This is a genomic window from Alteromonas sp. 07-89-2, assembly GCF_013113925.1.
In the GTDB taxonomy this organism is placed as follows: Bacteria; Pseudomonadota; Gammaproteobacteria; order Enterobacterales; family Alteromonadaceae; genus Alteromonas; species Alteromonas macleodii.
The window spans coordinates 133,188-147,373 of sequence record NZ_VTYM01000002.1; the positions used below are offsets into that span (position 1 = coordinate 133,188).

Annotated in this window: 15 protein-coding genes; 6 read left to right on the plus strand and 9 right to left on the minus strand. The window is 43.2% G+C overall.

Annotation, left to right across the window (positions count from 1 at the left end; genetic code table 11):
• Both sdhD and sdhC read right to left on the minus strand, forming a co-directional pair.
• Nucleotides 1–348, minus strand: a complete 348-nt coding sequence (gene sdhD, locus F0261_RS01880; protein WP_014949446.1) for a succinate dehydrogenase, hydrophobic membrane anchor protein — start codon at nt 346–348, stop codon at nt 1–3.
• Nucleotides 342–716 carry a succinate dehydrogenase, cytochrome b556 subunit gene (sdhC, locus tag F0261_RS01885; protein ID WP_014949445.1) on the minus strand — a complete coding sequence of 125 codons (375 nt, stop codon included), beginning with the start codon at nt 714–716 and terminating at the stop codon, nt 342–344. Before sdhC ends, sdhD begins: the two co-directional genes overlap by 7 nt.
• A gap of 704 nt (nt 717–1,420) precedes the next feature.
• Here sdhC and F0261_RS01890 point away from each other — a divergent pair.
• Both F0261_RS01890 and F0261_RS01895 read left to right on the plus strand, forming a co-directional pair.
• Nucleotides 1,421–2,698 (plus strand): citrate synthase, encoded by a 1,278-nt coding sequence (locus tag F0261_RS01890; protein ID WP_014949444.1) that lies wholly within the window; start codon nt 1,421–1,423, stop codon nt 2,696–2,698.
• Between the two features lie 99 nt (nt 2,699–2,797).
• A complete protein-coding gene (locus tag F0261_RS01895) occupies nt 2,798–3,220 on the plus strand; it encodes a DUF3429 domain-containing protein (RefSeq protein WP_014949443.1) in 423 nt (140 codons plus the stop codon).
• A 515-nt stretch (nt 3,221–3,735) separates the two neighbouring features.
• On the opposite strand, the gene F0261_RS01900 is transcribed toward F0261_RS01895, so the two are convergent.
• From F0261_RS01900 to F0261_RS01915, 4 genes are all read right to left on the minus strand, one after another.
• Nucleotides 3,736–5,196 (minus strand): phosphomannomutase CpsG, encoded by a 1,461-nt coding sequence (locus F0261_RS01900; protein ID WP_171337076.1) that lies wholly within the window; start codon nt 5,194–5,196, stop codon nt 3,736–3,738.
• A gap of 222 nt (nt 5,197–5,418) precedes the next feature.
• Nucleotides 5,419–5,613 carry a hypothetical protein gene (locus F0261_RS01905; RefSeq protein ID WP_014979278.1) on the minus strand — a complete coding sequence of 65 codons (195 nt, stop codon included), beginning with the start codon at nt 5,611–5,613 and terminating at the stop codon, nt 5,419–5,421.
• 115 nt (nt 5,614–5,728) lie between these two features.
• Nucleotides 5,729–6,592 carry a pirin family protein gene (locus F0261_RS01910; protein ID WP_156078339.1) on the minus strand — a complete coding sequence of 288 codons (864 nt, stop codon included), beginning with the start codon at nt 6,590–6,592 and terminating at the stop codon, nt 5,729–5,731.
• 84 nt (nt 6,593–6,676) lie between these two features.
• On the minus strand, nt 6,677–7,642 hold the full coding sequence (locus F0261_RS01915; RefSeq protein WP_171337077.1) for a glutathione S-transferase family protein: 966 nt from the start codon (nt 7,640–7,642) through the stop codon (nt 6,677–6,679).
• Between the two features lie 220 nt (nt 7,643–7,862).
• On the opposite strand from F0261_RS01915, the gene tcdA reads away from it, so the two are divergent.
• Together tcdA and F0261_RS01925 are read left to right on the plus strand one after the other, a co-directional pair.
• The gene (gene tcdA / locus F0261_RS01920) at nt 7,863–8,639 is read left to right on the plus strand and encodes a tRNA cyclic N6-threonylcarbamoyladenosine(37) synthase TcdA (RefSeq protein ID WP_014949437.1); all 777 of its coding nucleotides are present in this window, start codon (nt 7,863–7,865) and stop codon (nt 8,637–8,639) included.
• Nucleotides 8,640–8,750: 111 nt separating this feature from the next.
• A complete protein-coding gene (locus F0261_RS01925; RefSeq protein WP_171337078.1) occupies nt 8,751–9,164 on the plus strand; it encodes a hypothetical protein in 414 nt (137 codons plus the stop codon).
• Between the two features lie 90 nt (nt 9,165–9,254).
• On the opposite strand, the gene F0261_RS01930 is transcribed toward F0261_RS01925, so the two are convergent.
• Nucleotides 9,255–9,725, minus strand: coding sequence for a DUF2919 family protein (locus tag F0261_RS01930; protein ID WP_014976532.1), 471 nt, complete (start codon nt 9,723–9,725; stop codon nt 9,255–9,257).
• Nucleotides 9,726–10,030: 305 nt separating this feature from the next.
• On the opposite strand from F0261_RS01930, the gene rimO reads away from it, so the two are divergent.
• Both rimO and F0261_RS01940 read left to right on the plus strand, forming a co-directional pair.
• A complete protein-coding gene (rimO, locus tag F0261_RS01935; protein ID WP_171337079.1) occupies nt 10,031–11,491 on the plus strand; it encodes a 30S ribosomal protein S12 methylthiotransferase RimO in 1,461 nt (486 codons plus the stop codon).
• A gap of 131 nt (nt 11,492–11,622) precedes the next feature.
• Nucleotides 11,623–12,465 (plus strand): ABC transporter substrate-binding protein, encoded by an 843-nt coding sequence (locus tag F0261_RS01940; protein WP_253819162.1) that lies wholly within the window; start codon nt 11,623–11,625, stop codon nt 12,463–12,465.
• A 158-nt stretch (nt 12,466–12,623) separates the two neighbouring features.
• Here F0261_RS01940 and F0261_RS01945 read toward each other — a convergent pair whose 3' ends face one another.
• A complete protein-coding gene (locus F0261_RS01945; protein WP_014949432.1) occupies nt 12,624–13,283 on the minus strand; it encodes an SDR family oxidoreductase in 660 nt (219 codons plus the stop codon).
• Between the two features lie 131 nt (nt 13,284–13,414).
• Nucleotides 13,415–14,164 (minus strand): 3-deoxy-manno-octulosonate cytidylyltransferase, encoded by a 750-nt coding sequence (gene kdsB, locus F0261_RS01950; protein ID WP_171337080.1) that lies wholly within the window; start codon nt 14,162–14,164, stop codon nt 13,415–13,417.
• Nucleotides 14,165–14,186: the final 22 nt, after the last annotated feature.

A 14,186-nucleotide genomic window follows, 5' to 3' on the forward strand; every position in this document is an offset into this window, starting at 1 on the left:
TTACACTCCCCACAATACGAATAGGCCAACAGCTACATAGCCGAATGCGATGATATTTAAGATATATTGAAGTCCCGCGCGCAGACCTGCTGATTTAACATAGTCTGTAAGCACCTGCCAAAGGCCGATGCGCACGTGGATCATCACTGCTACTAGTGCTGCCAATGTGAAAACTTTCATAGCCAGGCCAGAGAACAACCCTCGCCATTCGATAAACGTTAGGTTATCGGTGGTAATAAAGAACCACGCCATGAAAACCGAGTACGCGAAAATAATTGCTGCTGTAGCGCGAAGTGAAACGTAGTCTTGTACGCCGTCACGCTTAATGCTTGCTTGGTTGGTTACCATAATGCAACTCCCAATACTACGGTCAGTACAACCCAAAGTGCGATTACTGCTTTTGCACTTGTGTTACCCGACTCTAATTCTTCCCAGTGACCTAAATCCATAACAACGTGTCTTAGGCCGCCTAGAATGTGATATGTCAGCGCTGAAGCTGTGCCAATTGCGACAAATTTTCCAAAGAAACCGTCCATGATTGCTTGTACGTCCGCGAAACCTTCAGGCGAATGAACAGAAACTGCCCATGCCCAGATAACAAAAAGTAGCGCGAAGAACATTGCAACACCGGTTACACGGTGGAGAATTGACGAAATAGCAGAGGGCGGAAATTTAATAGTATTGAGTTCTAAATTTACTGGTCTTTGCTTTTTCACAATGTATGCCTGTTTAATCCGTAGGGGATAATGAATTTCTTACCTTTATTATGTCCTGAGTAAGTGAATTCGATTTTTAACCTGTTAATTGCCTCATCCATTGAGTTGTTAACAATTTGTGAATTATTCTTTAATGCCTGTAACAGAATAATTATTCCATTTCCAAAGCACCGCTGAGTATATCCAGCGTAGTATATAATTACAATTTTTTGTGCCGTAGTAAGACTTTAGTCGCTATATACACTTTTATGATAATTATTTTGAATAAAAAGAGATCAAAATTGAGCGCAACACGTTTAAACGAGCGCAATTACAGTGTTAGGAAGTTTACCAGCAGCTAAATGGAATAACTATGCATAGCAACGAGAAATTAAGCACTTTTAATCTGTATGCGTATTTATTCCTCATCAAAAGGTTACTTTTTAAACTAACCTGTTAATATATTTATCGTTCGGTGGTTTACCTTTGTCGAAAAGCCATTGATAATTGCACCGTATCGGGCAAAGTGAAATCCCAACGAGTTAATTAATCGTTATCTGATTGCTAGTATTTTTTTAAGCAATTCGGAATATTTATTGTGCAAATATGCAATTAAATTGACTTGTTGGTGCATAATAAAGTACAAATACGCCCACTTTTCCCAACGAAGCGGATATTTTCGTCCGTTTTCGCTGCAAACAGAACCATTCTGAGGAGAGCATTTTATGGCAGATCAGAAAGCCATTCTTAAAGCCGGCGGTAAGGAAATCGAGCTTCCTATCTTGTCTGGCACCGAAGGACAAGATGTAATCGATGTCCGTACGTTAGGCCAGCACGGTTATTTCACGTACGACCCAGGTTTTATGGCGACAGGATCTTGCGAGTCTTCAATTACCTACATTGATGGCGCTCAAGGTGTATTATTACACCGCGGTTTCCCTATTGAAGAACTAGCGCGTGACGCAGACTACTTAGAAGTTTGTCACATGCTTCTTCACGGTGATGCACCAACAAAAGAACAGTACGAAGAATTTAAAGAGACAATTACTCGTCACACCATGGTACATGAACAAATTAACATGTTCTTCCACGGTTTCCGCAACGACGCCCACCCTATGGCAATGCTATGTGGTACCGTTGGCGCGATGTCTTCGTTCTACCACAGCGATTTAGACGTTTCTAATGAAGAACAGCGCATTCGCAGCGCGCACCGTCTAATTGCTAAAATGCCTACTCTTGTTGCTATGTGCTACAAGTACAATGTAGGTCAGCCGTTTGTTTATCCACGAAACGACTTAAGCTATGCAGCTAACTTCCTGAACATGATGTTCTCTGTACCGGCAGAAGAATATCAAATCAGCCCAGCTGTTGAGCGTGCGATGGACCGTATCTTTACGCTTCACGCAGACCACGAGCAGAATGCTTCAACGTCTACCGTTCGTCTTGCCGGTTCTTCTGGTGCGAACCCATATGCATGTATTTCTGCTGGTGTTGCTTCACTTTGGGGTCCTGCTCATGGTGGTGCAAACGAAGCATGTCTGAACATGCTAGAAGAAATTGGCACAGTTGATCGTATTCCTGAGTTTATTGCACGCGCTAAAGACAAGAATGACCCATTCCGTCTTATGGGCTTCGGTCACCGTGTTTATAAGAACCACGATCCACGTGCAACAGTAATGCGTGAAAGCTGTCACGAAGTATTAAGCGAGCTTAACGTAAAAGATCCGCTACTAGAAGTAGCGATGGAACTAGAAAAGATTGCGTTAAGTGACCCATACTTCGCAGAGAAGAAACTGTTCCCGAACGTAGACTTCTATTCTGGTATCGTACTTAAAGCGATTGGTATTCCAACGAACATGTTTACGTGTATTTTTGCCCTGTCTCGTACAGTAGGTTGGATTTCACACTGGCATGAAATGATGAGCGACCCTAAACAAAAAATTGGTCGTCCTCGTCAGCTTTACACTGGTCATAACCAGCGTAAGTACACGCCAATTAAGTAGTAAATTAGTAAATACTGAACTAAGTATTACGCTTAATAGTAAAAATAGCGCCTTTAAGGCGCTATTTTTGTTTATACAAGATTACTTCAAGGAACAACAATGCCCTATTCAGCGGTTTTTCTAGGTATTGCCGGTCTCATTCCTTTTGTGGCTATGCCACTGGCTTATCAGCTTAACCTGTTATCGCTTACACAAAGCGCCGTTTACTTTGTCCAATACTCAGCCGTGCTATTGTCTTTCTTTGGTGGTATCCATTGGTGGGACGCAATAAGTAATCAACGTTACGACAAGCAAATGCTAGTCGCTATGTTGCCGACCATAATTGGGTGGTTGTGTTTAGTGTTCTCTCACGACGTGAAGGTGTTTGGCGTTTTATCGCTAAGCTACGTCGCCGTACTTATTTACGACAAGTTTATCCTTAGTCTTCCTAAAGAGCAGATTGTAAGTTACATAAGCTTGCGGATGGGATTAACAAGTGTCGTTGTTATCTGTCACGCCTGGATGATTTACTTGCTCGTCTAACGTTGTTACTAACAGCTTAGCGTTAAAGGCATGACATTAGTTAATTGCAAAAAAAGTAATAGAGGCAAAAGGCTGCAGTGATTAAGCGAGTGTCTAACTCAATCAAAGCGGTTACGCATAACCTTTACAAGCAATTGATAAACAAAGATTTAGCAGGTATAAATCTCGAAAACAAAAAAGGCGATAATATCGCTATATTATCGCCTTCGCTTTTTACTTATCTAGGGCCTGTTGACCTTTGCTGTACATTTTTGCAGCGGTCTATGTGCCATGTAGACAAGGCGGATGTTTGGCGGTTTAGTGGTTCTAAATCGAAAACATTCAACGCAGTATAGATGGCTCAAAGGCGCTGCCCGAAGGGGTCGTTATGGAAGCCTTTTACTCTTTGTCACAGTCCTTTAACTTAGCCCGCTAGGCTTGCAGGACTGTTTCGCGATTGAAAGGCTTCCATTTAGACCAAAACTCGTACACCAAAGGTCAACAGGCCCTAGCGTTAATAACGAAAAGTACCGTGATTATTCAGCGCGAATAAGCGAAAGTAGCTCTTCGGTTTTTTGTTCCATCAACGCAATGTCGCCTTTACTTTCAACATTTAAACGAATAACTGGTTCAGTATTCGATTTACGTAAATTAAAGCGCCATGTGCCAAACTCCAGGCCCAAACCATCGGTAGTATCGATTACGCTGGCTAGTGGCTGATATTTATTTGTAACGCGTTCCAGCGCTGCGTCAGCATCTTTTAGTTTACTGTTAATTTCACCAGAAGATGGAAACGCTTCAATTCGCGCTTTTACCATACTCGCTAGTGTTTGCTTTTTCACACACACCAATTCGGCAATTAACAACCAAGGGATCATGCCTGAATCACAGTAGGCAAAATCTCTAAAGTAATGGTGCGCACTCATTTCACCGCCATAGACCGCATCTTCTTTGCGCATACGCTCCTTAATAAACGCATGGCCGGTTTTCGACTTAATAGGTGTACCACCTGCATTCGCTACGATATCTTCTGTATTCCAGTATACGCGAGGGTCATAAATGATTTTACTGTCGGTGTTTTTCTCAATAAAGGCTTCAGCAAGCAAGCCAACGATATAATATCCTTCAATAAATTCACCATCAGCGTCAAACAAGAAGCAACGGTCGAAATCACCATCCCATGCAATGCCAAAATCAGCCCCCGACGCTTTAACAGCGTCAGCCGTGTCAGCACGGTTTTCAGGTAACAATGGATTGGGGATGCCGTTTGGAAATGTACCATCAGCATTGTGATGTACTTTCACAAACTCTATCGGAACACCCTGCACTTTCATTTCTTTTTCAATAGCGTCTAGCGCGGGGCCTGCGGCACCATTACCTGCATTAACCACCACTTTTAACGGCGTAAAATTGCTCAAATTAACGTAAGAAAGCATATGAGAAACATAGTCAGACATACACGACTTAACCGCATATTTATCGGTTTCAGAAAGCTTGTCTTCTTTTACATGGGCCGTACCGTTAAAAAACGCATCAGCATCAATCAACGCACCCTCAGTGTAGTGTGCTAATCGCTCTGACACGAAGCTATCTTCTAGTGCTTCCGCTTTCTCTTTTATCGCGTTTAGGCCTGTGTCGCCACTAATTGGAACAGAGCCTGACTTCACCAGTTTCATACCGTTGTAATTAATGGGGTTATGACTTGCCGTTACTTCAATACCACCATCAACGCCAAGGTGTTTGGTAGCGAAGTAAATTTCTTCTGTTCCTGCCATACCAATATCGGTTACTGTTGCACCAGCATCTATAAGACCTGCGCTTAACGCTAATTTTAACGGTGTTGACGTAAGACGCACATCACTACCAACAACAACAGTTTTCGCATTTAATTCTTGCGCAAAAGCATAGCCAATTCGATACGCTACATCTTCAGTCAGTTGCGAGTTCAATTCGCCACGAATATCGTACGCTTTAAAGCAGGTAATTGGGGTTGCCATTTGGATCGAAATTCCCTGTGTTTTAACTATTAATGATTACATTATCGCCTTTTACAACAAAAAAGCGCATACGCCCCTTTGTTATTGTCATAAAAGAGATTAGACATGGCGATATTAAATCATTAGAGGGAGTGAATTACTAATTCAATTTGTACAGCGCAACTTTTTGCTCACGCTGTTTTCAATCGATGAGTTTAAAGCGCGAGTTCGAAGTAGATACTGTTATGGAAAGCGCCTTGATGTCGATACTTTCTGCTGTTGAAAGTAAAGCAATTCGCTAATGTGGTAGCCAACGCCATCCAATGAATAGAACGCTGCCTCTCTTGGTGCTATAGACAATTCGAAATAGGCTTTGTTACTACGCTCAAATTCTAAAAGTGATAGCACATGTTTTTCGGCGACGCTTTCAAAATGCATTGGCAGTGCAGCTCCTTGCTGAACCTAATGAAGAGGTATTGACTAAAAGCCCAGTCTACTACCAGTCCGCATAGATAATTACCCATCGTCGAATCAAATCAGGCAAACCTTGTATCTACTTTGCTAATGAACCGCTTTGGTAATCGTTAAATGCCTGAACAATTTCCTGCTGAGTGTTCATTACAAAAGGCCCATATTGGACCACAGGCTCTTCAATAGGTTTACCTGAGACCACTATAAACTTACAACCTGTATCAGCGGATACAGATAGCTGCTTGCCACTTTGTGACAAAACACCCAGCTCTCCCTGCGACACAATTGTTTCTTTGCTAAGTTCGCCGCTATTAATGACCACGTTTCCCTCGTACACATAAATAAAGGCAGCTTCATCCGAACCCAGTGCAATTTCCGAACTCCCGCTTCGTAGTGCAACGTCTAAAAAAGTAGGAGCAACCGCCGTTGTCTTCACAGGCCCTTTCACACCGTCAATTTCACCTGCTAACACTTTGATTACTGCATCTTGAATGTGTACTGTAGGTACACTATCTGGCTGTATGTCTTGATAGTTCGGCGCTGACATTTTCTCTACGGCCGGAAGATTCACCCACAGCTGAAAGCCTTGTAACAAGCCCTCCTCCTGCTCTGGCATTTCTTCATGTATTATGCCTCGGCCCGCATTCATCCATTGAATGCCACCAGCATCAATAACCCCCTCATTGCCTACAGAGTCTTTATGGCGCATTTTTCCTGCAAGCATATAAGTAACTGTCTGAAAACCACGGTGAGGATGTGGTGGAAAACCAGCAATGTATTCACCTGGATTATCTGAACCAAAAAAATCCAACATTAAAAAGGGATCGAGGCGAGGTAGATCAGGTTGTCCGATAATACGAGTAAGCGACACCCCCGCGCCATCACTTGTTGGCATACCTGTAACCACTTTCTCTATCGATTTTTGTTCACTCACTACCACTGACATAATGTGTATCTACCTTAAATCTTAACCTTCACTATCTTTTACGAGCTTCACGTTTAGCTTTTTGTATTACCGACCTTGGGTGCTTCAACGTCCCATTTTATCGCGACCGTGAGGCGACATAAGATCTTGCTCTGGCCCAACGGGGATTACCTGGGTTGGATTTATCATAGTATGGCTGTAGTAATAGTGCCTTTTGATATGGTCGAAGTTTACCGTTTCAGCAACGCCCGGAACTTGATAAAGTTCTTTCATATAGCCGTAGATGTTTGGATAGTCTGCGATTTGCTTTTTATTGCATTTAAAATGCCCGTGATACACAGCGTCGAAGCGTATCAGCGTGGTAAATAAGCGCCAGTCTGCTTCTGTTATTTTGCTGCCAACCAAATAACGTTGTTTGCTCAACCTTTCTTCAACCCTATCTAGGGCGCAGAACAATGCAGTTACTGCCTCTTCATAGGCCTCTTGCGTTGTAGCAAATCCAGCTTTGTACACGCCATTATTTATGTCGTGATACACCATATTGTTGATGGCATCAATTTCTTCACGTTGGGCGTTAGGATAATAATCGTCTTCATTATTAGTCAGTGAATTAAACCCACTGTTAAAAATACGGATAATTTCAGCTGATTCATTATTAACGATAGTTTCTGTTCGTTTGTCCCAAAGGATTGGAACAGTGACACGGGTGGTTATCTCAGGTTCTGCCTTAGTATAAATTTGATGCGCATAATCGAAGTTATAAAGCTTATCCCCCGTTGATCCTGGGTAATCTTTAAACTCCCAGCCTTGATCAAGCATCTCAGGGTGTACCACCGAAACATCAATATGCTCCTCCAATCCCTTTAACTTTCTAAATATGAGCGCTCTGTGGGCCCAAGGACAAGCTAACGAGACATAAAGATGATAGCGATCAGATTCAGCGGGGAACGTGGAACCACCTTCGTTACTGACTTTGTCACGAAATTTAGATGCTTGGCGCTCAAATTTCCCACCATTTTTGCTGGTGTCGTACCACTTGTCTTGCCATTTTCCATCAACAAGTAAGCCCATATGCCTGCCCCTTTTTATTACTTCATTAAACAATGAATTCATTTAAACATGTATTGGGTAGAACGTACGTCGCTTAAAATCGGATTTATTATTCGAAAAAACTGGAGTGTATTGATCTTTAGTGTCCACTTTTGAGATGATGCGCGCCCTGTTTGCGTGTTTGCACGTTTTTGTGTAAACACACGCCTTTGAGTTAGTTTATTTTTAAGTGAAGTGAAACATGTCTGATGATCCACGTTTAGGCGGTATTGTGCGTTTGTATGGCGCACAGCAAACTAATAATTTAGCCAACAGTCATGTGGCTGTAGTCGGCATTGGCGGTGTGGGAAGTTGGACTGCAGAAGCACTAGCTCGTTCGGGCATAGGTACTATAACCCTTATTGATTTAGACGATGTTTGCGTAACTAATACAAATCGCCAAATTCACGCGCTTTCCAATACCATAGGAGAAGCAAAGGTCGACGCCATTGCATCGAGAATTCACTTGATAAATCCTGCTTGCAAAGTGAACTGTATTGAGGATTTTGTCACTCCAGAAAATACGGCCACGCTTTTAACCAAAGAAATGCACGCTGTAGTCGATGCCACTGACAGTATTCGCGCTAAAGCGGCGATGATAGCTCACTGTAAACGCAATAAAATTCCCATTGTTACGGTTGGCGGTGCGGGCGGTCAAATAGACCCAACTCAAGTCACTAAAGGCGATTTAGCTAAAACAACACAAGACCCCCTAGCAGCTAAGCTACGCAGTGAGCTTAGACGTAACTATAATTTTAGTAAAAACCCAAAACGCCGCTTTGGCGTTGAATGTATCTATTCAACAGAGCAATTGCGCTACCCACAACCTGACGGCTCGGTTTGTTACAACAAATCTGCAATGGAAGGTGGTACTCGACTAGACTGTGCAGGCGGCTTTGGTGCTGTGGTCACGGTAACCGCCACCTTTGGTATGTTTGCCGCTGCAAGTGTAATAAATAGATTAACTGGACAAAAATAGACTTTGGCCGATAACTTGCGCACAATAGTCAAAAACTTATAACACCTTGTCTTAACGACTTTTTAAGCGTTAGCTTGTTATAACAAAAGTATCGGTGAGAAGGAGAACAACATGTCACCTGATGAACTCAATAAATTAATGGCAGATTGCGCGAAGGACGCTGTGGTAACAGCAGCTGATGAGTTCGATATTGTACTCGACCACTCACCCGCTAGCGTAGCACTGGTGGACGACATTTTACTTAGTTTCGTAGATAAATATCACGATTTAGCGTTAGAAGATGAAGCAGTATTCACCATCTGTAATATCTTTGGCGCTTACGTTGGAGAAATTTTAAAAGCGAAGCTAGATGGTGAATGGATTTACGATCAGTCAAATCCTAAAGCACCTGCCGTTTTTCTTCAGGTTGGTGAAAATACCTATGCCTTAGCGGGTATTTGCTATGAACGTCTGGTTAACGACAGTCAAATCAGCGTATTTGCCTACTATGAACAGGCGTTGGGGAACCACTTACGCAGCCACTAACGTTCTCACAGATTTTGCACTCAGTCTAACGTCTGTTCAATTGAGTGCATTAAATATATTTCCGATAAAGATGTTTTTGGAGAATGAGGTTCAGGGGTTAGGTGTTTCCCAATCCTCTACCATCCACTTTAAATGACGACTTTTTGAAATTGCGTACAAGGCTATACTGTAAAAAACGATTTTTACACCCGTAATAGTTTCAAACCCCCAGTGATGATGCATAGCGTAGTAAAGCTGAACACTCAACAATGCCAACACCCCCAATTGAGCCAGCGGAATAACCCATCGGCGCCATGCTAAAAAGCCTTTTTTCCACAAGCGATCTCGTTGACTAACCAAAGATAACGCAATTAACACAGGTAAACTTGCCGCTAACCCCAACCCTAACGTTTCCTTTTGTGGGTAAAAGAACGTAAGTAGCTCACTAGTTTGAGTGCGGGAAGCCAGAGAAAAGACGAACGCGAGCCAGTCAATGCATAGAAGTATAAACACGCTGTAAAGCCAACGGGGAGGAAGAATTCGCCCTGACTCATCATAAAAAGTTAGCGGTAATTTAAGCATGCATTCACTTCTATTTTATTAATTTGAACCCTAAAGCGCATTCAACTCTGATATGTTTACTTTCAAGAAGTGATAAATGTGGGGGTGAGTAAGGTGTTTTTAAACCTTGTTCGTGCCGCTTTTACAATGAAACCCGTGGCCGTTTACACTTGTTTTCACGTTTAGTGCCTAAATTACGGCTGTACTGTGAGAATGCGTCAATAATTTATATCTTGGTCGCTAATTATATATACTGCGTACAAGCGTGTTTTCCTGTATAATCCGCGGCCATTTTAAGCTCAGTCATTTTCCAGGTGATATTTTAGATGACAGTAGAAACGTTTAATCCAAACAAAGTAGTAAATAAAACCACCACGCTAGAAACGCCAGTGAAGGTATTAAGTGACAACAAACCTTCGCAACAAAGCAATGGCAGCAGAATTGGTTTTGTTAGCTTAGGTTGCCCTAAGAACTTAGTTGATTCAGAGCGTATTCTTACTCAACTTCGCACCGAAGGTTATGACGTAGTCCCTACCTACAACGATGCCGACTTGGTTATCGTTAACACCTGTGGATTCATTGACGCGGCGGTAGAAGAGTCATTAGACACTATAGGCGAAGCACTTAAAGAAAACGGCAAAGTTATCGTTACCGGGTGTTTAGGTGTTAAAGAAGACGAAATTAGAGAGCTTCATCCAAATGTACTGGCTATCACGGGGCCTCATGCCTACGAAACGGTAGTTGAGCAAGTACACGATCATCTTCCAAAACCCCAGCACAATCCGTTTGAAGACCTTATTCCTGATCACGGCGTTAAATTAACGCCTCGTCATTATGCTTACTTGAAGATTTCAGAAGGCTGTAACCACCGTTGCACGTTCTGTATCATTCCTTCTATGCGTGGCGACCTTGTCAGCCGCCCAGTGGGTAACGTACTCGATGAAGCTAAGCGTTTGAAAGATGCTGGTGTTAAAGAGCTATTGGTTATTTCACAAGACACTAGCGCCTATGGTGTTGATGTTAAGCATAGAACGGGCTTTTGGAACGGCATGCCGGTTAAAGCACACATGCAACAGTTGTGTGAAAAGCTGGGCGAAATGGGCATTTGGGTCCGATTACATTACGTGTACCCTTACCCGCATGTGGATGACCTAATTCCACTAATGAACGAAGGTAAAATCCTTCCTTACTTGGATATTCCGTTTCAACACGCCAACAAACGTATTCTTAAGTTAATGAAACGCCCAGGTAGTGCTGAGCGCGTGCTAGAGCGCGTTAAAAAGTGGCGCGAACAGTGCCCATCATTAGTCATTCGTTCGACATTCATCGTCGGCTTTCCGGGCGAAACGGAAGAAGAGTTTGAAGAGTTATTGGACTTCCTTCGCGAAGCGCAGCTTGATCGTGTTGGTGCATTCGCCTATTCCCCTGTTGAAGGTGCAAGAGCAAATGACCTCCCTGACCCAGTGCCAGAAGAAGTGAAACAAGCTCGCCTTGCACGGTTTATGGAAGTACAGGGCGAAATAAGCGCAGCGCGACTTCAAGCGAGAATCGGTAACGAATATCAAGTTGTTATCGACAGCGTTGATGCGGAAGGTGCCGTCGGCCGTACCTATGCAGACGCACCGGAAGTTGATGGTCTGGTTCATTTAAACGGTGTTTATGACGTAAAACCTGGCGATCGTGTATGGGCTGAAGTTATTCACGCTAACGAACACGACGTATGGGCAGTATTGTCTGAAGACCAAGACGAAGAAGACGAAGGCGAAGTCGCTGATCCCGCGCTGTAACTTTCGATTAACTGCACTCTATACTCGAAAGTCATCTATTCGTTATTTTTGTAACCCTATCGGCTAATTGCCAGTCGATAGGGTTTTATGTATAACAGACCCTATACACAATTAAACAAGTAAAACTACCAATGCCATCTTCTGTGGTACGTGAAAAAAATATGGCAATGTTACCCTACTCCAAACTGAAACACTCTTCCCGCCACATCTTGTCATTTGGCATATTGCTCATTTTGACTTTTGTATTCAACCCTCGAGCACTTGCCAGTACAGAGTGTAAGACTTTACACACCGCGGGAGCACAACAGTGGTTTCCCTACGCATTCAACGAGTTTGAAGGAAAGTTGAAAGCTACGGGGATAGCATTTGACGTTCTAACCCTGCTAACACGGGATTTAGGTGTCACACTAAAGATAGAAACCGGGCTACCCTGGAAACGAATAGAATCCAAACTCGACGCGGGCGAGCTTGATATTTTGGCGGGAAACTATTGGAACGAAGCTCGTAGTCGAAAATGGCTTATCACCGCACCGTTTGCAGCAGAAGAGGTTTACGTTGTGCTTTCTCCTTCACTTTCTCAAACGCGAGGTACCGACCTTTCGCTTAACGCACTTGCGCAATATATTGGTGTGATGCCTCGAGGAATAAGCTTAGGTGAAAAATTCGATAGCATTAAATCAAGCTTGAATATAATAGAAGTTAAAGACCACGATAAAATGTATGAAATGATGCGTCGACATCGTGCTGACTACGCAGTTTCACCACAAAGCGCAGCACTAAGCCACTTGAACGACCCAGAAAATGACGGCATGCGAATAAGCCAGTCACCTATATCTTCAAACAATGTACATTTTGCTATCTCCGCCAAATCAAAGTGCGCATCACTATTTCCTGAGTTTAACCAAGCCCTTAGCGCTCGTCTAAAAGACGGGTCTATTAAGCAAATTATTGATACGTATGATTTGACGCGCTAAAGCTAGGGCGCATTGGAACGGTGTAGTTAAGGACACGTCCAGTTAAGGACACGTGCAGTTAAAGACAGGTGTAGTTTAAAAGTAAGAGAGCGCTTTTCGTAAGCGCTCTCTTGGTGTGATGCATTATTGATTGAGTTTGTGGCAAGCCAGCATTAAACCTACCAAGGCAACTCGTCACCATTTGAATGGATGAAGCGACCTGCGTTAGATACATTTAGCTCATCTATGCGTTGTGACAAACGCTCAGCACAGGTATCAGCATCAATATCTCCCGCTCCATTCACCATTTCTGTTTGAACGAATCCAGGATGAAAAATACCTACTGCAATTCCCTTGGGTTTCAGATCATTCGCCATGGAAACTCCCGCCGCGTTTAGTGCGGCTTTGGACATTCGGTAGCCATAGTAGCCGCCTGACCCATTGTCTGCCATTGAACCCATGCGACTGGTAATCATGGCAATTTTACCGTCTTTTGCCATTGCAGGTAATAGCGTTTGAGTAACTAACAATGGACCTAGTGCATTAACCCTAAATTGATAATCGATGGTATTTGGATCCCAATCGTCAATACTCTCGCGGCCGAGCACTCCGGCATTATTAATGAGCAAATCGATGTTAACGTCCATTAAAGGTGCAAGCTTTTCAGCCAACATTTCTGGTTGAGATACGTCCACACCTTTGATGATTGTCACACCTGCACTGTTTAGTTCGTCGCAACTGTTTCGACAGGTAGCATAAACTTTCGCACCACGTGCTTTATATTGCTTGGTGAGCGCAAGGCCTATGCCTCTGTTGCCACCGGTAATAACTACGTTCATAACGGTTCCCTTGTTACTATGTGTATGCGTTTAAAAGGTTTCACTCACCTTTTATAAGAACTGGCTGTTTAGATAAGGGCTTTTGCTAATTTACTAAAAAGCATCAGCCCTATTTCAGCACTCATTTCTTATTAACTTATAGTCTTTAAAAGACGTTCTAGATCTTCCGGGGTATCTATTCCAACTGGCGGTGGCGCTATCGCCACCTCACAGTGAATCTTATCGCCATACCATATGGCTCGAAGCTGTTCTAAGGATTCAATTTGCTCCAGAGAGCTAGGCGCATAGGCAACATATTGCTTAACGTATTCAGCACGATAGGCATAAATACCTATATGGCGTTTGTACAGCGACGTATTTGCAGATTGCGGGTTTGCCATCATGTGATCGCGTTCAAAAGGAATAGGAGAACGTGAGAAATAGATAGACTCACCCTTTTCGTTTACCAACACCTTAACGATATTGGGGTTAAACACATCCTCAACACGTTCAATAGGCGTAGATAACGTAGCCATCTGGCACTGGGGCGCATTGGCAAGATTATCTGCAACCTGCCTGATGTTTTCGGCAGGAATAAATGGCTCATCCCCCTGTACGTTAACCACAATAGTAGAACTCGCAATGCCTTCTTTTTCGATAACCTCGGCAATGCGCTCTGTTCCAGATTGGTGGTTGACAGACGTCATGCATACTTGAGCAAAACCAAGCACAACGTTTTGAATACGTTCATCGTCCGTGGCAACGATGATGTTATCGGCTCCAGCTTCTTTAGCACGTTCAACCACATGTTGAATCATCGGCTTTCCGTCAATAAGCGCTAAGGGCTTGCCAGGAAACCGACTTGAGCCGTATCGAGCAGGGATCACAACTGTAAATGACATAACTTTATTTCGCCCTTATTTA

Coding starts and splice junctions, on each gene's coding strand:
- sdhD (WP_014949446.1), bottom strand. CDS start 348: ATGGTAACCAACCAAGCAAGCATTAAGCGTGACGGCGTACAAGACTAC.
- F0261_RS01890 (WP_014949444.1), top strand. CDS start 1,421: ATGGCAGATCAGAAAGCCATTCTTAAAGCCGGCGGTAAGGAAATCGAG.
- F0261_RS01895 (WP_014949443.1), top strand. CDS start 2,798: ATGCCCTATTCAGCGGTTTTTCTAGGTATTGCCGGTCTCATTCCTTTT.
- F0261_RS01900 (WP_171337076.1), bottom strand. CDS start 5,196: ATGGCAACCCCAATTACCTGCTTTAAAGCGTACGATATTCGTGGCGAA.
- F0261_RS01905 (WP_014979278.1), bottom strand. CDS start 5,613: ATGCATTTTGAAAGCGTCGCCGAAAAACATGTGCTATCACTTTTAGAA.
- F0261_RS01910 (WP_156078339.1), bottom strand. CDS start 6,592: ATGTCAGTGGTAGTGAGTGAACAAAAATCGATAGAGAAAGTGGTTACA.
- F0261_RS01915 (WP_171337077.1), bottom strand. CDS start 7,642: ATGGGCTTACTTGTTGATGGAAAATGGCAAGACAAGTGGTACGACACC.
- tcdA (WP_014949437.1), top strand. CDS start 7,863: ATGTCTGATGATCCACGTTTAGGCGGTATTGTGCGTTTGTATGGCGCA.
- F0261_RS01925 (WP_171337078.1), top strand. CDS start 8,751: ATGTCACCTGATGAACTCAATAAATTAATGGCAGATTGCGCGAAGGAC.
- F0261_RS01930 (WP_014976532.1), bottom strand. CDS start 9,725: ATGCTTAAATTACCGCTAACTTTTTATGATGAGTCAGGGCGAATTCTT.
- rimO (WP_171337079.1), top strand. CDS start 10,031: ATGACAGTAGAAACGTTTAATCCAAACAAAGTAGTAAATAAAACCACC.
- F0261_RS01940 (WP_253819162.1), top strand. CDS start 11,623: ATGCCATCTTCTGTGGTACGTGAAAAAAATATGGCAATGTTACCCTAC.
- F0261_RS01945 (WP_014949432.1), bottom strand. CDS start 13,283: ATGAACGTAGTTATTACCGGTGGCAACAGAGGCATAGGCCTTGCGCTC.
- kdsB (WP_171337080.1), bottom strand. CDS start 14,164: ATGTCATTTACAGTTGTGATCCCTGCTCGATACGGCTCAAGTCGGTTT.